Below are 20,974 nucleotides of genomic sequence, written 5' to 3'. Positions count from 1 at the left end.
GGGTGCCTCTCGGTGAGCCGGGCATCAGTGGCCCTTCGTGTCGAGTCGGGCTACTGGGCGGCCGAACCGGCCGTCGTGGGCAGGGCGTTGTCGCTCGCACGACGGTCCAACAGCGAGTCGAGGATCTCCCCGGAACGCACCGCGGTGGTGGACAGCAGGGTGGACGTGAGGCCGTGCGTGTGCTCGGTCGCTCCCTGCAGATAGATGCCGGCGCTGACCTCCGGCACGACCTCGATGCGATGGTCGCGGCCCATCCGTACGGCGTCCTTGTCGTCCCGCAGGCAGACCTTGGCGGCCCTGCCCAGCAGCGCGTCGAGGTCCCGGGGGCGGTAGCCGGTCGCATGGACCAGCAGGTCCGCCGAGAGCAACTCCCGTTCGCCGGTGGGGAGGTACTCAACGGTGACATCCAGGCGGTCGTCCGACTCCCGCACGTCCCGGATACGGGAGACGTTGCGCAGGAGCAGCCGCTCCTGGCCCTGCACCTTCTCGCGGTACATGGTCGCGTACAGCGACTCGATCAGATCCATGTCCACCACCGAGTAGTTGGTGCTGCGGTGGTAGTCGTGCAGGGACTGCTTCACCTCCGGCGTCGCCCGGAAGTAGACGTCCACCGCCTCCGGGTCGAAGATCCGGTTGGCGAAGGGGCTGTCGTCGGCGGGTGTGTACCCGTACTTGGCGAAGACCGCGCAGATCTCCGCCTCGGGGAAGGAGCGGTGGAGGTAGTCCACCGCCTCGGCCGCGCTCTGCCCGGCGCCGAGCACCAGCACCCTGCTCACCGAGGTGCCCGACGCACTCAACTCGGCCACACGCGGCACCAGTTCGCTGTTGTGCCAGATGCGGTCGGACAGCTCGGTGCCCGGCGGCAGATGCGGCTCCAGACCGACGGCGACCGAGATGTTGCGGGCTCGCCGGACGACGGTGCGCTCCGGAGCGCCGGGGACCCGGCTGGTCACGTCGAACCAGCGGACCTCCCCGTCCTCCGTCGTCACCGGTTCCACGGAGACGACCTCGGACGAGTACTCGACCAGGTGCCCGAGGCGGGCGGCGGCCCACTCGAAGTACTCGTGGAACTCGATCCGCAGGGGGAAGAGCGTCTTGGCGTTGAGGAAGTCGACCAGCCTGCCGCGCTCCTGCAGGAAGCACAGGAAGCTGAAGTCGCTCGTCGGGTTGCGCATGGTGACCAGGTCCTTGAGGAAGGACACCTGCATCGTCGCGTCGTCGATGAGCATTCCGCGGTGCCAGCCGAAGGCCGGCTGGCGCTCCAGGAACCGGGCCCGGATCCGGTCTTCGGGTGCGACACGGGCGTTGTGTTCGTCAACGGCAATGGCCAGAGCGAGATTTGACGGACCGAAACCGATGCCGAGCAGATCGTGGACGACGTCGGATTCGTAGTGCAGTGCGTTCACCGCGACTTCCCTTCCCTAGGCGCCCCACATGCTAAATAAGGTTAGGCTAACCTTGCAACGGTGTGTCCTGAGGAGAGGATCGACTATGCGGGTCGTCATGTTCGGCTACCTCAATGCGCGCCCGTGAGCGGGGAGTTCACGCTCACGGACCGGTCGGCCGCACTCGAACCCCTGCGGGGGAGCACGGTCGTCGTCAAGTACGGCGGCCATGCGATGACGGACGACTCGCTCCGGCGCGCCTTCGCCGAGGACGTGCACACGCTGCGCGGTGCCGGTGTGCGAACCGTCCTGGTGCACGGCGGTGGCCCGCAGATCGGCGCCCATCTGGACCGGCTGGGGCTCGAGTCCGCCTTCCTGGCCGGCCTTCGGGTCACCACGCCGGAAGCCATGAAGGCGGTCCGGATGGTGCTCACCGGCCAGGTCCAGAAGGAACTGGTGGGACTGCTCAACGAGCACGGCCCCTACGCCGTCGGGCTCAGCGGCGAGGACGCGCACACCCTGACCGCCGTCAAACGGTACGCCGAGGTGGCCGGTGAACGGGTGGACATCGGGCTGGTCGGAGACGTGGTCCGGGTGAACACCTCGGTCCTGAGCGTCCTGCTGGACCACGGTCACATTCCCGTCGTCTCCTCCGTGGGCCGCGGGTCGGACGGGCAGGTGTACAACGTCAACGCGGACGCTGCCGCAGGGGCGGTGGCCGCCGCCCTAGGAACCCGGACCCTCGTCGTGCTGACCGACGTGCCCGGCCTCTACGCGGACTGGCCGCGCGGCGACCGGATCGTCGAACGCATCGGGGCAGGCGAGTTGGAGCTGCTGCTGCCCGAACTGGACGGCGGTATGCGGCCCAAGATGGAGGCGTGCCTGACGGCCGTACGCGGTGGTGTGACAGCCGTCCGCGTGCTCGACGGGCGCGCGCCGCACGCTCTGCTGGACGGGTTGACCGGGACCGTGGGGACGACCGTGGTGCCGGACGCGCGGGAGGTCCCGGCCGGGCGTGACCTGCCGGCCGGGCGGGACGTTACGGCCGGGCGGCACGTCTCGGCCGTGCGGGAAGTGTCGGACGCGGAGTTCGTCTAGGACGCGCCCTGCCGGGGGCGGCCGGTCGGGGAACGGCCGGGGCTGCGTGGAACGGGCCGCGTGGCAGACGCGGCGGGGATCGGGCCGCGTGGCAGACGCGGCGGGGATCGGGCCGCGCGGCAGACGCGGCGTGGATCGGGCCGCGCGGCAGATGCGGAACGGATCGGGCCGGCGGGACCGCGGCCGTGCGCGGCAGGGCGCGGCTCGGATCGGGCAGCGTGGCAGGGCAGCGACGCGGATCGGGCCGTGCGGCGAGACCCCGCGCACGTGCCGCGTGACCACACCCCGTGGGTGTGGTCACGCGACCGCGAGTCGCCGGGAGGCGCCCTATCAGCTGCAGTCGGCCTCCGTCACCGGCCGGTCGTCCGCGCGGATCACACCCGAGGGGAACCCGTCGGCGTCCAGCGCGTCCGCGGTCGCCGAGATGGTGTACCCGCTGGAGGTGACCCGGATGCTGCCGTTGCCCTTCCAGCCGTCCTTCTCCTCGACCTTCTCCGGGGTGCTCGTCTGCCACCTCTCGATGACGAAGTTCGGCTGGGAGACCACGGTGCGCAGCTTCGGGACCCGCTCCAGGAATCCCACGGTCTGCGGCGGAACCGTGATGTCACGCGTCCTGGTCTTGCTCACCTCCTCGCCGAAGGACCAGGCGGTGGTCACCTCCGCCGAGCCACCGATCCCGAACACATCCTTGATGATCTTGAAGTCGAAGCTCGCGCCCACGCTGACGCTGTGGGTGATGCTGCTGGACGTGCTGATCGTGTGGGAAACCGATTCCCTCGTCTGGACAACGTCGCCGCAGTTGGGAATGTCCTCGGTGACCTTGACGGGCTTGCCGTTGGATTCCTTGACCTCGATCGAGGGGTACTCGCAGTGGCCGTCGAACCGGTGCACGAGGCCGTTCTCGATCTTGCCCAGATCCCCGGCCCCCTTGGCCGGGTCCACGGACAGTTCGCCGTTGTCGGACATGAAGAAGAAGCCGACGTCCCGGAAGGGCGTCTGGGAGGTGGGGCCGGGGCAGAGCTTGCCCATCAGGGCGTCGGTGTCGAAGCTCTCCGCGCCCTTGAGCTGGAACGGGGTGGATTCCGGGGCCGGCACCAGAGCCGCCATCGCGCCGGGCACCACCAGGGCCCCTCCGGTCAGGGCCAGGGCCGCCCCCAGGACGGTGACGATGGTGCGCTTGCGCCTCGAACTGCGGGCGTGCGCGCCTGGGTGGCGAGGTGATACAGACATGACAGGGTCCGTTTCATGGAGCGGAACTGTGGGGGAAACGCACCGGACAAGGCCTGAAGCCGGAAGGACGCCCGGTCGCGCGGTCCCGATTCTGTCCACCCGACGACGGCCCCGACAGAGTCAAACATCCCTACCCGTGGGTAGAGCGGACGGTTTCCGGTCCGGCACCACGGACGGCCGCGCTCGGCTCTCGCCGACGACGTGCTCGGCGTAGCGCCAGGCCTGGTTGAGGTCTGGAGCACCATCACGACTGTGTGGGTGCGGTCGCCCGTCCCCAGGCGCTCGGCCAGTTCCCTGGGGCTCCCCATCAAATCCCTTGTGCGGGGCATGCCTTGATCCCAGTGGCGAAAACCGCGACCGACGCAACGGGTTATGGTTAGGTAATCCTCACCTTAGTATGAGTGGGTCCTGTCGCGGAGCCGGATCGACGTGGTGATCACGATCGCGGGGGGACACGAGACGGAGGAGAACGCACTGTGAGCACGCGGACGGACGGCGACACCGAGCGTTACGCGTATCTGTGGCGGTGCTCGCCCCACGAGTGCCGATGGGTCCTCTGGCACACCGCCGGGGACACCCTGGTCTTCGACCGGGACACCAACTGCCCTGTGTTCATCGATGACGAGGTGACCCTGCGGGAGGTGGTGCGCCGGATGCGCACGGCGGGCGCACCCGAGAGCCACGATTATCCGGGGCGGCCCTGCGCGAGCGTGAGCGTGGGCTGACGCGGCGGCGAGCGCCCGGGTTCCGGCCCGGCCCCGGATGCCGTGGCGGCCGGACCGGGCGGCGAGGACGACCGGCGTGCCGAGGCCGACGGCGAGTTGGGGGCGTTCGGGTTCGGGAGCAGCCACAGGGAAACCCGGCCCGAGCCGGGGCCGTGTGCGTACGGGCGGTGGACGAACCGGAGCGTCAGGTATACACCGGAAACGTTCCGCTGAGTACGATCCTCGACGTCCGGCTCCGAGAGCCCCTCCCGGTCGTGCGGAGGGGACCGGGCGCGAGGGAGGCGACCGATGAGGTGTACCGGCCGGGCCCGCAGGGGGACCCGGCGTCCGCCGCGGATTCCGTGGACGACCCGCCCGCCGTCCCGTCCGCCCGATCGGACCGCACCGCCGACGGGCGCGTTCGGGCCGCGTTGAGCCGGGACCCCCACGGCACGTGCAGAACACCCCCCGAGGAAAGCACGGGACGTGCAGAACACCGCCCGGGGAAAACGCGATGACGGCAGGTGCCGTCGGTCTTCACAATGAAGCGCCGGGGCCTCAGGCCGGGCGGTGTGCGCCCGAGTCCGGCGGCGTACGCCCGAACGCCCGGATGGCGTACGCCCCGACGGGCCCGAACCGGAAGGAAGGCGGCGCCGACCGTGACTGTCACCAACGTCCTGCTGTCCGGCGTCGTCGGCTCGACGGCCTACGGACTGGCCCATAAGGACTCCGACGTGGACCGGCTCGGCATGTTTGCGGCCCCGACCGAGTCCCTGCACGGTCTCCACCCGCCCAGGGAGTCGCACGTCACCACCGCCCCGGACCGCACCCTGCACGAGGCCGCGAAATGGTGCCGGCTCGCCCTCGGGGGCAACCCCACCGTGATGGAACTCGTATGGCTGCCCGACGAGTTGTACGAGGTGCGGACCCCGCTCGGTGACGAACTGATCGGCCTCCGCACGTCGTTCCTGAGCGCGCGACGCGTCCGGGACGCCTATCTCGGCTACGCCACCCAGCAGTTCAAGCGCCTCACCGACCGCGGCGACGGCTCCGTCGCAGGGGGCTCTGCCGGCACCCGCAAACGGACTGCGAAGCACGCCCGCCACCTGCGTCGTCTCTGCCACCAGGGCTTCGAGCTGTACGCGACCGGCCGACTGAGCATCCGGCTCGAGGACCCCGAGAGCTACCGCAGCTTCGGAGAGCGGGTGGCGGCCGACTCCACCGCGGCACTTCCCCTCCTGCGGGAGTTCGAGGAGGCCTTCGCGACGACCCGGAGCGTTCTGCCCGACGAGCCGGACGAAGCGCCCGTGGAAGCGTGGCTCCGCCGTGTCCGGCGCCACCACTTCCACTGACCGGGCGGCAATAGAAACAACTTCATAGCCGTAATCGATCAACAATGAAATGAATTCGGAATAGAAAGCGATACCCCAACGGCGGTGCCCATCACGGCATTTCCAGTGACTCGCGCCCGTGCTAGCGTCAGGGCGCGAGTCAGGGGGGAAACACGTGTTGCGCTACGGGGTTGTTCTTGTTTTTTCGTTCGTCGCGTTGCTGATATTTCCCCCCGACCGGGCCATGCTGCTGTTCCTCACCGCGGCCGTCCTCCTCTCCGGAATAGGCGTGGGCGCGGAAATGGTGGGCGCCGCCCATGCGGACCGTGCCACAGGGCAGGAGTACCGGCCGCCGTCCGCGGAATGCGCCGGCCCGGCGGTCTGCTCCACCGGAGCCGACAGGCGTTCGGGCGCGGTCGCCCCGGGATCGGCCGCGTACCACCTGGCGAGCACACCGACGCTGGTCGCCAACGACGGCACCGGCGGGCCGGACCTGCGGACGCGGCCGATCGGCCCGCGGCACGCCGAGCCGGCCGACCGGACTCCCACCCGGGCCCAGGCAGGGGCCCCCGACCGCGCTCCCACCCGAAACCACGCCGGCGCGTCCGCCCGCGACGAACACCACCCGCGGCCACCGCTGTTCGGCGACCGGCACACCCCCGCTTACACCAGCCCCTGGAAGCTGCCCACCCGCCCGGTCCAGCCGGCCGTGGCCGCCGACGACGCCAACATCGGCGCCCTCGGTGTACTCGCCGCCTCCGTCGTGGGCACCGGCCACCGCTGTGCCGAGCCCGCCGAACCCCGGCAGGACGCCTACCGGCTCGCCCGCGACGAGACGGGCCGTCACCTCATCGTCGCCGTCGCCGACGGCATCTCCAGCTGCCGCTTCTCCGACCTGGGCGCCCAGGTTGCGGTCACCACCGCCGTCAACGCCGTACGTCAGACACTGGGCACGGCGCACGGACCGGACGCCCTGGACCGCCTCGACGCCATGGAGATGTTCCAGTCCGTCGCCCAGCGCATGCTGGCGACGGCCGAGGAACGCGGGGTACGGCCCCATGACGTGGGAGTCGTCCTGATCGTCGCGGTCGTCCCGACCCGGAGCGACGCCCCGGACGGCTCACGGCAGGTATGGATCGCCCACGTCGGGGACGTGTCCGCCTGGCGCCTGCGCCACGGCGCGTGGGAACCGTTCGTCGGGGGCGGCAAGGCCCAGCACGGCGGACTGGAGTCCGGGGAGATCGACGCCGCACTGCCCTGGGCACCGGGGGCCGTCGAGGCCGGCCGGCACACCGTACCGGCGCACAGCACGCTGGCCTTCGTCACCGACGGCATGGGCGACGCCTTCCACGGCAACCGGCCGCTCAACCGCCACTTCGCACGCCACTGGTCCGGCAAACCACCGATCACGTCCTTCCTCAACGACATGCATTTCGACGCGCCGAGCTGCCAGGACGACCGCACGGCCGTCGTCGTGTGGACCGACCGGGCCGACCGGTAGCCCCGAACCGCGGGACAGGAACAGTGGCACAGAAACACAACACCTCTCCGGCGGCCGCCTGGCCGCTGCCCGCGGTCGTCCCGCTCGGTGCGCTGGGGCCGCTCGGCACCCCCCTGAGCAGGGGCGACGGCCAGTCGAAGATGGTCTGCCGACTCGACCGGCACGAGGGCTGGCTGCTCAAGCTCTACCGTTCGCCCGCCGACGCCCAGGACAGCGCACGCCTCGACCGGCTCGTGTCCCTCCCGGGCGCCGTGCCCGAAGCCGACCGCACCCTGCTGCGGACCGCCACCTCCTGGCCGGTGGCCCGCGTCACCGACCAGAACGCGACCGTCGGCTGCGTGATCCCCGCCGCCCCGCCCAACTTCCGCGTCACCCTGCAGGCATCGGCCACCAGCAGCCTGGAGAAGTACCTCCTCGTCGACTGGCTCGCGATGCCCGACGCCACCCTGGTCGGGCGCGGTGTCCGGGTCCCCTCGGAGACCGAACGGCTCAAGGTCTGCCGGGACGTGGTGGCCGTGGCGGCTTGCCTCGAACGCCACCAGATCGTCTATTCGGACTGGTCCTACGCCAACACCTTCTGGGATCCGCTGGCCCACGTGGCGTTCGTCATCGACATCGACGGCTGCGGCAAGGGCAGCATGACCAACATCTTCCAGCCCAACTGGGAAGACCCCCTCACCGCCCGCTCCGCCGTGGCCGACGGCTGCACCGACCGTTTCCGCGTCGCCCTGCTCGTCGCCCGCTGCCTCACCGGACTGCGCGAGGCACGCGACGTACTGAAGGCGACAGGCCCCGCCTGCGAGCGCGCCGGAGTGGCCGAGCTGGCGGAGGTCCTGCTGGACATGCTGCTCGCCGCGGACCGCAGGCACCGCCCCACGCTGGACACACTGCACTCCGTGATGCAGGGCCGGCCCTACTTCCGGCTCAAGGTCGAGCGCGTCGCCCTCCCGCCCCTGCCCACCCCCGCGCCGGCCCCCGCCACCACCGGCGCGGCCACCCAGCCCGCGGGCCCGGCCTCCGGGGCCGCCACCGTACCCGCCGCACCGCAACCGGCCGCAGCGGGAACCGGGGCCGGGACACCCCCGCCCCCAGCCCAGGCACCCGGGGACCCCGGCGGCGACCCCCAGACCTCCGAACCACTCACCTCCTCCGGGGTCACCACCCTCCTCGTTCTCCTCGTGCTCGCCGTGATCACCGTCGTCGCGATCGCCAACTCGCGGTAGCCGGCCCGCAACAGTCCCGGTCCGGCACCCACCCTCCGCCCGGCCCGCACCTCCGGACCACTCCGCACAAGCCGGACCACCCCGTACTCCCAGACCACTTCACACGTTCCGACCACCCCATACCTCCCCTATCTCCCGAGAGGACCACCACGTGTCCGAAGCATGGTTCCCCGCCGGGGACGGCACCGCAGGCCAGGACGCGAGCATGCGTCAGAAGTGCCTGCCGGCCTACCTCGTCGTGGACGTCTCCGCGTCGATGGCGCCCTTCCAGGACGCGCTCAACCGCACCCTCGAGGACCTGCACCTCACGCTGTCCACCAGCCCGCGCGTCTCCGAGTTCGCCCATATGTCGATCGTCGTCTTCTCGCACGAGCCGATCATGGTCCTGGAGATGACCGACCTCGCGTACGTACCGTCGATGCCCTCCGTGGTGTGCGGCGGCGGCACCCACTACGGGAAGGCCTTCGACCTCGTACGGCAGCGCATCGACCTCGACATCCCGGCCCTCAGCGCCCAGGGCAAGGCCGTGCTGCGGCCGGCCGTGTTCTTCCTGACCGACGGCGAACCGATGGACTCCGACTGGCACGGCAGCTTCCGGGCGCTGGTCGCCCCCGGGTCCAAACGGCGTCCGCACGTCATCACCTACGGATTCGGCTCGGCCGACCCCGCCGTCCTCGGCAAGGTCGCCACCAAGGCCGCGTTCGTGGCGACCGGGGCGACCGATCAGAACGAGGCCCTGTCGCACGCCATCAGCAGCCTCGTCAACACACTGGTGGCCTCGGCGACGGCCGCCGAGATGCGTATCCCCGCGGAGGCGGACGGCTACCGCTCCATCCCCGTCGAATACGTCGACTGAGCCGGGAGCGATGGTGGCGCGACGACATTCGGCGGGGGGACGCCGCACCAACGTGCTGTGGGCGGTGGCGGTCATGGCCGTGACCCTCGCCTGGTGCTTCGGCATCGCCGAGGCGCTGGACACCCCCGAACCCCGCCCCCCGGCACCGACCCTCCCGGGCACGCCGAAACCGGCGTCGTCCTCGCCTTCCGCGAAGGTGGGCAACGCACCGGCGGATCTCTTCGAGTTCCGCAACACCCGGGTGCGGGCCTCCGAGGACGGGCTCCTGCTGAGCAGCACCGTCGAACTCACCGAGCTGGGGGAGCGTCGCGGTCTGTCGTTGAAGGACGCCCGCGTCCTCTTCACGCTCGACTCCGGAGGTGACGGAGGTAACGCAGGTGAGGGAGATGACGACCCGAAATGTGAGGGGAAACCGGGCGACGGCGGCCATGCCGAATGCACCCTGCAACTCCTCGGGAAGGATCCGGTGACCCATCGGCTCACCGTCTCGGTGACCTCGTCCGCGCCGGTGCAGGTCGAGGAGTATCCGGTGAAGGACATCTACTCCGACCTGAAGGGCCGCACCGACAGGACCCGCTGAGGGCGGGCGCCCCGCACAGGGGCGCCCGCCCTCAATGCTGCCGGGCCGGATCCGGCACCGGCCCCGCCCCGGTGAGCGCGTCCAGTGCGTACACGTGCTTGTCCTGGCTGCTCGCGTAGACGAAACCACCCGCGACCGACGGCGATGCCGCCAGCCAACCGCCCGTGCGGTAACGCCAGCGCAGCACGCCCGTATCGGCGTCCAGCGCGTAGAGCTGCTCGTCCAGGCTCCCCGCGTAGAGCACTCCGCCGGAGACGACCGGCGTGCACCGTATCGCTCCACCGGTGCGGTAGCGCCAGCGCACGCCTCCGTGCGCCGCGTCGAGCGCGTACACGCCCCCGTCGGTGCTGCCCACGAACACCGTGCCGTCGAGCACCGTCGGCGAGGATCTGACGGGTCCTCCGGTGTGGTGCCGCCAGAGCAGCCGGCCGGTCCGCTCGTCGAGGGCGTAGACGCAGGCGTCCGCGCTGCCCGCGTACACCACTCCGCCGGCCACCGTCGGCGCGGACTCCACGGCGCCCCCGGTCGCGTACCGCCACAGTCGCTCCCCGGTCGTGGCGCGCAGGGCGTGCAGCCGTCCGGCCTCGTCCCCCACATACAGCAGCCCCGGGACCGCACAGGAGTCCGAGGCCGCCCCACCGCCCGTGTCGTAGCGCCACAGCGGCTCGCCCGTCCCGGCGTCCAGCGCCCGCACGACTCCCGCCCGGCCGCTGACGTGGACCGTAGCGCCGGCCACCGTGGGACGGGCCGCGACCTGGCAGTCGATCGCATGCCGCCACCGCACCTCGCCGCGCGCGGCGTCCAGCGCGGTGACCTGCCCACGGCCGCCCACGATCACCAGGCCCGGCCTGCCCGCCGGCGCAGACAGCGCTCCCCGGCCGACGCTCCGGCGCCACAGCTCGCGGCCGGTGAGCGTGTCGGCGGCGTACACATGTCCGCTGGAGTCGGAGACGTACACCGCGCGGTCGATCACCAGCGGCGACGACGGCAGCAGCCCGTCGACGGCCAGCCGCCACGGTGTGCTGAGCCACCTGGTCCGCACCGCGTCCGGCAGTCGGAGCGTACCGGTCGGTCCGAATTCGGCCGTGGTGGGCGGGGTGACCCGACGCTCGTACCCGGAGATGTACGCCAGCACCTGGTCGGGAAGCACCCGCGGCTGTCCCCGCCGTGCCCCCGCGCCCGCGCCGGCCGTGCCGGGTCCGCCCGGCCCCGGACGGGCCTTCCGCCGGGCCACGGCCAGTACCTGGGGAGCCGACATACGGCTCTCCGGCGAGGCCTGCAGACAGCGCGGGACCAGCCCGGAGAACTCGGCGGGCAGTCCGCTCAGGTCCGGGGCGGCGTGGCTGATGAGCTTCTGGAAGACCTGATGCCAGTTGGCGCCCGTGTGCGGCGGGTGCCCCGAGGCCGCGTACAGCAGGGTGGCCGCCAGGGCATAGACGTCCCCGGGCGTGCCGACACCCCGGAGGTCCACCTGCTCCGGCGGCATGAACCCGGGGGTGCCCGCCGCCACGCCGGGACGGGTGTAGTTGGCGCTGTCCACGACCTTGGCGATCCCGAAGTCGATCACGCGCACGCCGTCCGGGGCCAACAGGACGTTCCCGGGCTTGAGATCGCGGTGCAGCAGTCCGGCACGGTGAATGGAGACCAGGGCCTCGGCTATGCCGCGGGCGATCCACCACAGTGCCGGCGGCGGCAGCGGGCCGCACGCGGCGACCACGTCGTGCAGTGTGGGCGCGGGGACGAACTCCGTGGCCAGCCACGGCTGCCGGGTCTCGGTGTCGGCGGCGACGAGCGCCGCCGTGAACCAGCCGCTCACCCGCCGGATCGCCGTGACCTCCCGCCGGAACCGCTCCCGGAAGTCCCGGTCCTGAGCGTGATGGCCGTGTGCCACTTTCACCGCGGCCAGCGAACCGGAGGGCGCTCGGCCGAGAAATACCCGGCCGAATCCCCCTTGCCCGAGACAGCCGAGCAGTCGGAATTCGCCAACTGTTCGAGGATCTTGGATTTCCAGTTCCTGCATCCGTCCCCCTGAATGTGCTCATCGCGTGGCCTGCGGCGACGCGGAGCAACAACATAGCCGAATTTCTGCCGTCCGCCCGACTTCCACCGGATTCGGGTATTGGGCGTACCGGAACGATCTGCCGCGGCGATCGGAACGGCCGGAGAAAGGGAATGCCGAACGCCGGACTCGATTCCCGGAAAGCGACCTTCCAGTTTCCTTTTCATTGTCCATCGAACATTCGTTGCCCGGTTTTCCGTTTGCCTTGGACACCGGGAATCCTCCCGGCCCGGCGCCGGCGCGCGGTCGTTTTCCCCGGCCCTCTGCTCATGCGGTAGGGTTTGGCTGCGAGATCACACGCGGGGACACCCCCGTGCCGATCCGTACCGGGACGTGGCGCAGCTTGGTAGCGCACTTGACTGGGGGTCAAGGGGTCGCAGGTTCAAATCCTGTCGTCCCGACTGGTGAAGCAGCAGGCCAGAGGCCGTATCGGGGAGTCCTCGATACGGCCTCTCGGTCATTCCCGGCAGGCGGCGGTGAAGTGACTCGGTGCGAGATGGTACAAGCGGGCATGACCAACTTCTCTGACCCCTCCCGCCGGGCCGGTGTTCGATGACCGCGGGTATCGACACCCCGGACCGCCGGGGCCGTACCGGACTCGACCGGACGGGCCGGGACCTGACCGGCAATCCCCGGGTGAAGGTACGGGACGTGAAACTGCTCTCCAGTCACTGGTATGTGGAGCGCACGACCGTCTTCGACCTCCAGCACGCCGACGGCAGCTGGAGCACCCAGGAGCGCGAGACGCACGACCGCGGCAACGGCGCCACCATGCTGCTGTACGACGCCGAACGTGAAACCGTCCTGCTCACACGGCAGTTCCGCTTTCCCGTGTACGTCAACGGTCACCCCGACGGAATGCTGATCGAGACCCCCGGCGGTTTGCTCGACGACGATGACGAGCACCCGGAGATCGCCGTACGACGCGAAGTGGTGGAGGAGACCGGGCACACCATCGGCGACGTCGAGCACGTCTTCGACGTCTATATGAGCCCGGGCTCGGTCACCGAACGCGTCAGCTTCTACGCCGCCGCGTACGGCCCGTCGACCCGCACCCATGAGGGCGGGGGCCTGGACGAGGAGGGCGAGGACATCGAGATCCTCGAACTGCCTTACCGCAGGGCCCTGGAGATGATCCGCACCGGCGAGATCGCCGACGCGAAGACCATCATGCTGCTGCAGTGGGCGGCGCTCGAGGGCCCCTTCAGCCGCTGACCGACTCGTCACCCGTCATCACGCGAAGGCCCTTGTGGCGGACAGCCGTTGGGGCCTTCGCGGCGTCACTCCCTACTCGTCAGTACCGTTGACGCTCACTCGCCCCATACCTATCTTCTGGTCGGACGTTCGTACGGCGTTCGAAATTGTGAACAGCCGTGAATTGTGGGCGCCCCCGACGCCCCCCCGACGCCCCTCCCGCCCCAAAGCACCGGCAGAGACGAGTAGCAGATGGCTTCCCCCCTCTCCAGACGCACCCTCCTGCAGTCCGCGATGCTCGCCTCGGCGACATCCGGCATGTCGTTCGCGGCGGGCGGCCGGGCGGCGGCTGCCACCGTGCCGGTACCGTCCGCCTGGACGACCCGGCCCTTCGCCCTCAAGGACGTCACGCTCGGGCAGGGCATCTTCTCCGCCAAGCGTCAGCTGATGCTCGACCACGGTCGCGGCTACGACGTGGACCGGCTGCTGCAGGTCTTCCGTGCCAACGCGGGACTCTCCACCCGCGGCGCGGTCGCCCCCGGCGGCTGGGAAGGCCTGGACGGCGAGGCCGACGGCAACCTCCGCGGCCACTACACCGGCCATTTCCTGACCATGCTCTCCCAGGCCTACGAGAGCACCGGCGAGCAGGCGTTCGCGGACAAGATCCGCTACATGGTCGGGGCGCTCACCGAGGTCCGGGCGGCCCTGCGGACGTCCCCGGCGGTGCTCGGCGTCAGCGGGAAGTTCGGCACCGCGGCGGAGAACGTCCGGGGCTCCTACCAGTACGTCGACCTGCCCGCGACCGTGCTCGGCGGCGCGTCCGCGATCACCCTGTCGGCCTGGGTCAAGCCCACCCACAACGCCAACTGGGGCCGCGTCTTCGACTTCGGCAACAACACCACCCGCTACATGTACCTGGCCACGCGCAACGCCGGCGGTGTACCGCGCTTCGCCATCACCACGAGCGGACCCGGCGGCGAGCAGGGACTCAACGGCACCGCCGCACTGCCCCTCAACCAGTGGAGCCACCTGGCGGTGACCATCTCGGGCAGCACCGGCACCCTATACGTCAACGGCACCGCCGTCGCCCAGAACACCTCGATGACCCTCAACCCGGCGAGCCTGGGCACCCTCGCCAACAACTGGCTGGGCCGCTCCAACTTCTCCGGCGACCCCGTGCTCGCCGGCGCCTTCGACGAGTTCAACGTCTGGTCGCGGGCCCTGACCGCCGCCGAGATCACCTCGCTGCAGAGCAACCCGGCCGCCGCCTCCACCGCCGGCCGCGGCACCCTCGCCTCGTACACCTTCGACGAGACCACCGGCGGAGCCTTCGCGGACACCTCCGGCCGAGGCCTGACCGCCACCCTGCGCCGCACCTGGGGCGGACCGAGCCACCCCGGGTTCCTCGCCGCCTACCCGGAGACACAGTTCATCCAGCTGGAGTCGATGACTACCGGCGACTACACCAAGGTGTGGGCGCCGTACTACACCGCCCACAAGATCCTCAAGGGCCTGCTGGACGCCTACCTCGCCACGGACGACAGCCGGGCCCTGGACCTGGCTTCCGGTATGTGCGACTGGATGTACTCCCGGCTGTCCAAGCTGCCCGCCGCCACCCTGCAGCGCATGTGGGGCATCTTCTCCAGCGGCGAGTTCGGCGGCATCGTCGAGGCCATCTGCGATCTGCACGCCTTCACCGGCAAGGCCGAACACCTCGCCCTGGCCAAGCTGTTCGACCTCAACAGCCTCATCGACGCCTGCGCCGCGAACAACGACATCCTCGACGGACTCCACGCCAACCAGCACATCCCCATCTTCACCGGCTACCTCCGGCTCCACGACGCGACCGGCGAGGCGCGCTACCTCACCGCCGCGAAGAACTTCTGGGGCATGGTCGTCCCGCACCGGATGTACGGCATCGGCGGCACCAGCACGGCCGAGTTCTGGAAGGCCCGGGGCGTCATCGCCGGGACGATCAGTGACACCAACGCCGAGACCTGCTGCGCCTACAACCTGCTCAAGCTGAGCCGGATGCTGTTCTTCCACGAGCAGGACCCGAAGTACATGGACTACTACGAACGCGCCCTGTACAACCAGGTCCTCGGCTCCAAGCAGGACAAGGCCGACGCGGAGAAACCGCTCGTCACCTACTTCATCGGCCTGAAGCCGGGCCATGTCCGCGACTACACCCCCAAGCAGGGCACGACCTGCTGCGAGGGCACCGGAATGGAGAGCGCCACCAAGTACCAGGACTCGGTGTACTTCAGGAAGGCCGAGACCACCGACAACGCGGCCCTGTACGTCAACCTCTACAGCCCGTCGACCCTGACCTGGTCCGCCAAGGGCGTCACCGTCACCCAGACCACGGACTATCCCGGGGAGCAGGGCTCCACCATCACGGTCGCGGGCGCCGACGCATCCTTCGAGCTGAAGCTCCGCGTGCCGTCCTGGGCCACCAGTGGCTTCCGGGTGACCGTCAACGGCACGGCGGTCAGCGGCACGCCGACCGCCGGCAGCTACTTCACCGTCTCCCGGACCTGGCGCAGCGGCGACACCGTGCGGGTCACCATCCCGTTCAGGCTCCGCGTCGAGAAGGCCCTCGACGACCCGTCCCTGCAGACGCTGTTCTACGGGCCGGTCAACCTGGTCGGCCGCAACTCCGCCACCAGTCACCTGCAGTTGGGGCTCTACCGCAACGCGGCACTGTCCGGGGACCTGTTGCCGACGCTCACCCCCGTGACGGGCAAACCGCTCCACTACACCCTGGACGGCACCGAGTTCGCGCCCTTCCACGAAGGCACCGAGGACCCCACGCACGCCTACATCAGGCGCTCGGAACCCAAGGTGTTCTTCGGCGGCACCGACTCCGGCGTCACCAACCCCGCGAAGAGCGACGGCACCACCCTGCTCGACGAGATCTGGGCGGGCGCACCCTTCGCGGACAAGAGCGCCCTGGTGGCGCGGGTGCAGTCCACGGTCAACTCCTGGGTGTCGGCGGGACTCCTGAGCCAGGCCGACGGGACCAAGGTGGTGAGCACCGCGCAGAACGCCACCTACGCCGCGTGACGACGATCCGTCGGTTCGGCCTCGGGACGCGTCCGTCCGCGTCCCGAGCGGGGACTACGGCAGCAGTCGTCGCTCCTTCGCGACGGCCACCGCGCCCGCCCGGGTCTCGACCCCGAGCTTGGTGTAGATCCGCCCGAGGTGGGTCTTGACCGTCGCCTCGCTGATGAACAGGGTCCGGGCGATCTCCCGGTTGCCCAGGCCGCGCGCCAGCTGACCGAGGATGTCCAGCTCGCGCCCGGACAGCGTGGGACGCGGGCTGCGCATCCGGGCGAGCAGCCGGTCCGCCACCGGTGCGGACAGCGCGCTGCGGCCCGAGGCGGCGTCACGGATCGCCGCGAACAACTCCTCCGGCCGTTCGGCCTTGAGGAGATAGCCGGTGGCGCCGGCCTCGATGGCCCGGGCGATGTCGGCGTCGGTGTCGAACATGGTGAGCACCAGCACGCGCGGCCCCCCGTCCGAGGTCAGCTCCCGGGTGGCCGTCACCCCGTCCATTCCGTCACCGAGCTGAAGGTCCATCAGCACCACGTCGGGCCGGACGCGTTCGGCCACCGCGAGCGCCTCCTCACCGCTGCCCGCCTCACCGACCACCTCGATGCCGTCGGTGCTGGACAGCAACGCGCGCAGTCCCGCCCGCACGACGGCGTGGTCGTCGCACAGCAGCAGCCGGACCGGGCCGGCAGAGGCCGGAGTCATGAGGCGAGCTCCTTTTCCGTCCCGGGCGCACCGGGAGCCAGGGGGAGGGCCACGGACACGACCGTGCCCTCGCCCGGTGTGGACTCCACGGTGAACGTGCCGCCCGACTGCCGGGCCCGGATGCGCATGGCCGGCAGTCCGTGTCCCCGGGGCGGCTGCCGTTCGCCGGTGGGCGCGGGCCGCGGGGCGGTCACGTCGAAGCCCCGGCCGTTGTCGGCGACGTCCAGCGAGATCTGGTCGTCGAGGCAGGTAAGGGTCAGCGCGGCCCGGGTCGCCGCGGCGTGCTCGCGGACGTTGGCCAGCGCGCCCTGGGCGATGCGCAACAACGCCGCCTCGGTCCGCTCCGGCAGCCGGGCCGGTGTGCCGTCGAGCCGGAAGTCCACCCGCAGACCCGGGCCGCTCTCGCGTTCCGCGAGCGCGCCCAGAGCCTCCGGGAGGCTGCGCTCCGCGAGATCGGCCGGGGCCAGGTCGTGCACGAAACGGCGGGCCTCGGCGAGACTGTGGGAGGTGATCGCGACCGCGTCCCGGACATGCCCGCGGGCCGCCTCCGGGTCCGTGCGCCAGACACGCTCGGCGGCCTGCAGCAGCATCCGCTGACTGGACAGACCCTGTGCGAGGGTGTCGTGGATCTCCGCGGACAGCCGCTGCCGTTCCGCCAGGACCCCCGCCCGCCGTTCGGTGGCGGCGAGATCGCGGCGGGTGCGGACCAGATCGTCGATGAGGAGGCGCTGCCGGGCCGCCTGGCGCTGCAGATGGACCAGTACCGCGGTGGCGACGGCGGCGATCGCCGGCGGGGCGACCACCATATTGGGGTTGATCGATCCCTGGGACACCCGGATCTGGGAGGCGACGACCAGCGCGGTGAGCACGCCGACCAGCGGCACCGCGATACGCGCCGGCAGCGTGTGCAGCCCGGCGAAGAGCACCGGCATGGCGCACCACGTGGCACTCGGCGCGAGCACCAGCAGCACCACCCAGACGGCCGACACCGCGCCCAGCCAGACCAGATGGCGGACCCGCGGCCGGACACCCGGCGGCGGGGCCGGGGCGAGGAACTGTCCCAGGACGTAGAGCAGCCAGAAGACGACGAACAACCCCACGACCCACGCGGTACGCGACCCGCCCGGGTCCCGGGTCAGGAACCGGACCAGCGAGGACCCCAGCAGCAGGAAGAACGCACCGTGCATCACCCCGGCCAGCCACCGCCGGTCGGGGTCGCCGGACCCGGGCACACCCTCCAGCACCCCTGGCCTCCTCCCGCACTCGAGTCCCGCTTGCCGTGCCACGCACCGCAGCTTGCCCTACCGTGTCTAACGCGCCCGGACCGGGCGCGCATCAACCGATCGGCTGACACGGGTATCGCCCGGACCGTCCCCGGAACGGAGCCGGTGGACCGAACCGGAACCCCGCCCCCGCGGCCAGGCTGGGACCGAGCATCGCGGGGCCAGGCGGCATTGCCGCCCCCGCCCCGCCCATCCGGGAAGGAAGAACCGCGTGCCTGCCAAGAACGTCACCGTCAACCGAGCCGCCCTCGGGCACCGCATCGGCTACGCACTGCGCCACCCCGAGCGGGTGCCGCGCCACCTGGTCCGCGTCGCCCGGGACGCCTGGCTGCGCCACCGGTACCCGGACCACATCGCCTACTACCGTGCCGTGATGCGCTCGGACACCCGCGTCGATCCGGACGCCGCCGTCGGCAGCCGCAACCGCGAACGGTGGCTGGCACTGGGGGCCATGCAGTTCGACTACCTGATCGAGCACGGTCTGCGCCCGGAGCACCGGATGCTGGAGATCGGGTGCGGGAACCTGCGGGGAGGCTGGCGCTTCATCCGGCACCTGGAGCCGGGGCACTACTACGGCGTCGACATCTCGCCGGACATCCTCGCCGCGGCCCAGGACACGATCGTCGAGATGGGGCTGCAGAAGCGGGTCCCGACCCTGACCCCGGTGCGTGATCTGAAGCTGCGGTTCCTGCCCGACGCCTACTTCGACGTGGTGCACGCGCACAGCGTCTTCTCGCACTCCCCGCTGCCGGTCATCGAGGAGTGCCTGGCCGGCATCGGCCGGGTGCTGGCGCCCGGCGGCTGGTTCGACTTCACCTTCGACCGCACCGAGGGCGAGGAGCACCAGGTCCTGCGGGAGGACTTCTACTACCGCACCGAGACGCTCATCGCGCTGGCCGAGAAGCACGGTCTCGCCGCCCGGTTCATGGAGGACTGGGAGCGGCTCCCGCACGGCCAGTCGAAGATCCGTGTCACCCACCGCCCGGACACCGGCCGGACCCATGAGTCCGGAGATCGTCAACTGCGTACATGACATAGATTGACGGGATGACGGAGGGGACCGGAAGCACGACAGCGACCACGACCGATCGCGGGGGGCGGAGCGCGGAGACGTCCGGAGGAGGGACGGCCCGCGCGTCGCTGCTGATGGCGCTGGGCACGGTGGTCTCCCGCGCGACCGGACTGATCCGTCAGGTACTGCAGGCCGCCGCCCTGGGCACGGGGCTGCTGGCGAGCACGTACAACACGGCCAACAACGTTCCGACGAGCCTGTACACGCTGCTGATCGGCGGTGCGCTGAACGCAGTGCTCGTACCCCAGCTCGTACGGGCCAGGGCCACCCGGCCCGACGGCGGGGTGGCCTACGAACAGCGTCTGGTGACCCTGGTGGTGACCGTGCTGGCGGTCGGCACGGCACTCGCGGTGTGGGCGGCGCCGGGGATCGTGGGCATCTATATGCGCGACACCCCGGAGAAGCACCAGGAGTTCGAGCTGACGGTGACGTTCGCCCGGTTCCTGCTGCCGCAGATCTTCTTCTACGGGTTGTTCGGCATCTACGGTCAGGTCCTCAACGCCCGTGAGAAGTTCGGCGCGATGATGTGGACGCCGGTCCTCAACAACGTCGTGCTGATCGGTATGTTCGGCGTCTACCTGGGGATGATGACCATCCCTGAAGGGGTCGAGGACATCACCGACACCCAGGTGCGGCTGCTGGGCATCGGCACCACGGCGGGCATCGCCGTACAGGCCCTGGCCCTGATCCCGTTCGCGCGGGCGGCCGGGTTCCGGCTCAGGCCCCGGTTCGACTGGCGCGGCACGGGTCTGGGCGCGAGCGTCCGCGCGGCGAAGTGGACGCTGCTGTTCGTCCTGGTCAACCAGGTCGCCCTGGCCGTGGTCACCAACTTCGCCAACACCGTCGACCAGGAACTCCCGAACTCCGGCGCGGGCTACACCGCCTACGTCTACGCGCACACCATCTGGATGCTGCCCCAGTCCATCGTCACCGTCTCCCTGGTGACCGCGTTGCTGCCCCGCATGAGCAAGGCCGCCGCCGAAGGCCGCGTACCGGACCTGCGCGCGGACCTCTCGCGCGCCCTGCGCGTCAGTGGCGTCGTCATCGTGCCCGCCGGATTCCTCTTCCTCGCGCTCGGACCGCAGATCTCCGCGCTGCTGTTCGCCCACGGCGCGGCGGACCCCGCATCCGCCGAGCCGCTCGGACACATGCTGCAGGCGTTCGGCCCCGGACTCATCCCGTTCTCCGCCCAGTACCTGCTCCTGAGAGGCTTCTACGCCCACGAGGACACCCGCACCCCCTTCCTCATGGCCACCTGGATCGCCGGGGTGAACATCGCCCTGGCCACCGCATGCCATCTGCTGCTGCCCGCGCGATGGGCGGTGACCGGTATGGCGGGCGCCTACACCCTGTCCTACCTCGCCGGACTCCTCCTCACCGCACGGCTGCTGCGCCGCAGGCTCGGTGGCCGCATCGGCGACGGAACACTGGGCCGCGCGCACACCAAACTGCTGTGTGCCGCGGCCCCCGCCGCGGCGCTGGGCTGGAGTGCCGCCCGCGCCTGCACCGCCGCAGCGGGCTCCGGCACCTGGCCCACCGCACTCGCCCTGACCGCGGGAACGATCACCCTGGCCCTGACCTACCTCGTCCTCGCCCGGCTGTTGAAGATTGACGAACTGCGCCTGCTGTTCCGCAAGCCGAGCTGATCCACGGTTCGGTGACGCGCCGCCCGAACGCCCTGCCGACCTTTTGGAGGAGC

The 20,974-nt window shown here is 70.7% G+C and carries 16 protein-coding genes and 1 tRNA gene; 12 read left to right on the top strand and 5 right to left on the bottom strand.

Annotated elements, in window-relative coordinates:
- Positions 1-50: 50 nt before the first annotated feature.
- The gene (locus tag EF387_RS27645; protein ID WP_128379320.1) at positions 51-1,406 is read right to left on the bottom strand and encodes a lysine N(6)-hydroxylase/L-ornithine N(5)-oxygenase family protein; all 1,356 of its coding nucleotides are present in this window, start codon (positions 1,404-1,406) and stop codon (positions 51-53) included.
- 123 nt (positions 1,407-1,529) lie between these two features.
- Between EF387_RS27645 and argB the strand changes: the two genes are divergently transcribed.
- On the top strand, positions 1,530-2,483 hold the full coding sequence (argB, locus tag EF387_RS27640) for an acetylglutamate kinase (RefSeq protein WP_238431739.1): 954 nt from the start codon (positions 1,530-1,532) through the stop codon (positions 2,481-2,483).
- Positions 2,484-2,813: 330 nt separating this feature from the next.
- Here the strand turns inward: argB and EF387_RS27635 are convergent, their stop codons facing one another.
- A complete protein-coding gene (locus EF387_RS27635; RefSeq protein WP_128379319.1) occupies positions 2,814-3,713 on the bottom strand; it encodes a hypothetical protein in 900 nt (299 codons plus the stop codon).
- A gap of 476 nt (positions 3,714-4,189) precedes the next feature.
- Between EF387_RS27635 and EF387_RS27630 the strand changes: the two genes are divergently transcribed.
- From EF387_RS27630 to EF387_RS27605, 6 genes are all read left to right on the top strand, one after another.
- Entirely contained in the window at positions 4,190-4,438 is a 249-nt protein-coding gene (locus EF387_RS27630) for a CBS domain-containing protein (protein WP_128379318.1), read from the top strand.
- Positions 4,439-5,076: 638 nt separating this feature from the next.
- Positions 5,077-5,769: a nucleotidyltransferase domain-containing protein gene (locus EF387_RS27625; protein ID WP_128379317.1), complete on the top strand. Its 693-nt coding sequence runs from the start codon at positions 5,077-5,079 to the stop codon at positions 5,767-5,769.
- Between the two features lie 196 nt (positions 5,770-5,965).
- A complete protein-coding gene (locus EF387_RS27620; protein ID WP_128379316.1) occupies positions 5,966-7,249 on the top strand; it encodes a protein phosphatase 2C domain-containing protein in 1,284 nt (427 codons plus the stop codon).
- A gap of 23 nt (positions 7,250-7,272) precedes the next feature.
- Positions 7,273-8,472, top strand: coding sequence for a hypothetical protein (locus EF387_RS27615; protein ID WP_128379315.1), 1,200 nt, complete (start codon positions 7,273-7,275; stop codon positions 8,470-8,472).
- Between the two features lie 151 nt (positions 8,473-8,623).
- A complete protein-coding gene (locus tag EF387_RS27610; RefSeq protein WP_238431738.1) occupies positions 8,624-9,328 on the top strand; it encodes a vWA domain-containing protein in 705 nt (234 codons plus the stop codon).
- 13 nt (positions 9,329-9,341) lie between these two features.
- Positions 9,342-9,908, top strand: coding sequence for a hypothetical protein (locus EF387_RS27605; protein ID WP_128379314.1), 567 nt, complete (start codon positions 9,342-9,344; stop codon positions 9,906-9,908).
- A 31-nt stretch (positions 9,909-9,939) separates the two neighbouring features.
- Here the strand turns inward: EF387_RS27605 and EF387_RS27600 are convergent, their stop codons facing one another.
- Positions 9,940-11,928, bottom strand: coding sequence for an outer membrane protein assembly factor BamB family protein (locus EF387_RS27600; RefSeq protein ID WP_128379313.1), 1,989 nt, complete (start codon positions 11,926-11,928; stop codon positions 9,940-9,942).
- A 366-nt stretch (positions 11,929-12,294) separates the two neighbouring features.
- On the opposite strand from EF387_RS27600, the gene EF387_RS27595 reads away from it, so the two are divergent.
- The 3 genes from EF387_RS27595 (at position 12,295) to EF387_RS27585 (ending at position 16,227) form a co-directional block, all read left to right on the top strand.
- Positions 12,295-12,368: transfer RNA gene (locus tag EF387_RS27595), tRNA-Pro, on the top strand.
- A gap of 151 nt (positions 12,369-12,519) precedes the next feature.
- A complete protein-coding gene (locus EF387_RS27590; protein ID WP_128379312.1) occupies positions 12,520-13,182 on the top strand; it encodes an NUDIX domain-containing protein in 663 nt (220 codons plus the stop codon).
- 231 nt (positions 13,183-13,413) lie between these two features.
- A complete protein-coding gene (locus tag EF387_RS27585; RefSeq protein ID WP_128379311.1) occupies positions 13,414-16,227 on the top strand; it encodes a beta-L-arabinofuranosidase domain-containing protein in 2,814 nt (937 codons plus the stop codon).
- Between the two features lie 54 nt (positions 16,228-16,281).
- On the opposite strand, the gene EF387_RS27580 is transcribed toward EF387_RS27585, so the two are convergent.
- Entirely contained in the window at positions 16,282-16,920 is a 639-nt protein-coding gene (locus EF387_RS27580) for a response regulator (protein WP_128379310.1), read from the bottom strand.
- Positions 16,917-18,107, bottom strand: coding sequence for a sensor histidine kinase (locus tag EF387_RS27575; RefSeq protein ID WP_128379482.1), 1,191 nt, complete (start codon positions 18,105-18,107; stop codon positions 16,917-16,919). The genes EF387_RS27580 and EF387_RS27575 overlap by 4 nt, the downstream gene beginning before the upstream one ends.
- Before the next feature lie 307 nt (positions 18,108-18,414).
- Between EF387_RS27575 and EF387_RS27570 the strand changes: the two genes are divergently transcribed.
- Both EF387_RS27570 and murJ read left to right on the top strand, forming a co-directional pair.
- Positions 18,415-19,236 (top strand): class I SAM-dependent methyltransferase, encoded by an 822-nt coding sequence (locus EF387_RS27570; protein ID WP_128379309.1) that lies wholly within the window; start codon positions 18,415-18,417, stop codon positions 19,234-19,236.
- 113 nt (positions 19,237-19,349) lie between these two features.
- Positions 19,350-20,921 (top strand): murein biosynthesis integral membrane protein MurJ, encoded by a 1,572-nt coding sequence (gene murJ / locus EF387_RS27565; RefSeq protein ID WP_202918390.1) that lies wholly within the window; start codon positions 19,350-19,352, stop codon positions 20,919-20,921.
- Positions 20,922-20,974: the final 53 nt, after the last annotated feature.

This window comes from Streptomyces cavernae, from assembly GCF_004023625.1.
Taxonomy (GTDB): Bacteria; Actinomycetota; Actinomycetes; order Streptomycetales; family Streptomycetaceae; genus Streptomyces; species Streptomyces cavernae.
The sequence above is the reverse complement of the archived record's forward strand: the minus strand, read 5'-3'. Positions and strand labels throughout refer to the sequence as shown.

What these genes read in the sequence shown, in the direction of transcription:
- EF387_RS27575 (WP_128379482.1), bottom strand. Translation starts at nt 18,107, where the DNA reads ATGCACGGTGCGTTCTTCCTGCTGCTGGGGTCCTCGCTGGTCCGGTTC.
- EF387_RS27600 (WP_128379313.1), bottom strand. Translation starts at nt 11,928, where the DNA reads ATGCAGGAACTGGAAATCCAAGATCCTCGAACAGTTGGCGAATTCCGA.
- murJ (WP_202918390.1), top strand. Translation starts at nt 19,350, where the DNA reads ATGGCGCTGGGCACGGTGGTCTCCCGCGCGACCGGACTGATCCGTCAG.
- EF387_RS27590 (WP_128379312.1), top strand. Translation starts at nt 12,520, where the DNA reads ATGACCGCGGGTATCGACACCCCGGACCGCCGGGGCCGTACCGGACTC.
- EF387_RS27585 (WP_128379311.1), top strand. Translation starts at nt 13,414, where the DNA reads ATGGCTTCCCCCCTCTCCAGACGCACCCTCCTGCAGTCCGCGATGCTC.
- EF387_RS27580 (WP_128379310.1), bottom strand. Translation starts at nt 16,920, where the DNA reads ATGACTCCGGCCTCTGCCGGCCCGGTCCGGCTGCTGCTGTGCGACGAC.
- EF387_RS27635 (WP_128379319.1), bottom strand. Translation starts at nt 3,713, where the DNA reads ATGTCTGTATCACCTCGCCACCCAGGCGCGCACGCCCGCAGTTCGAGG.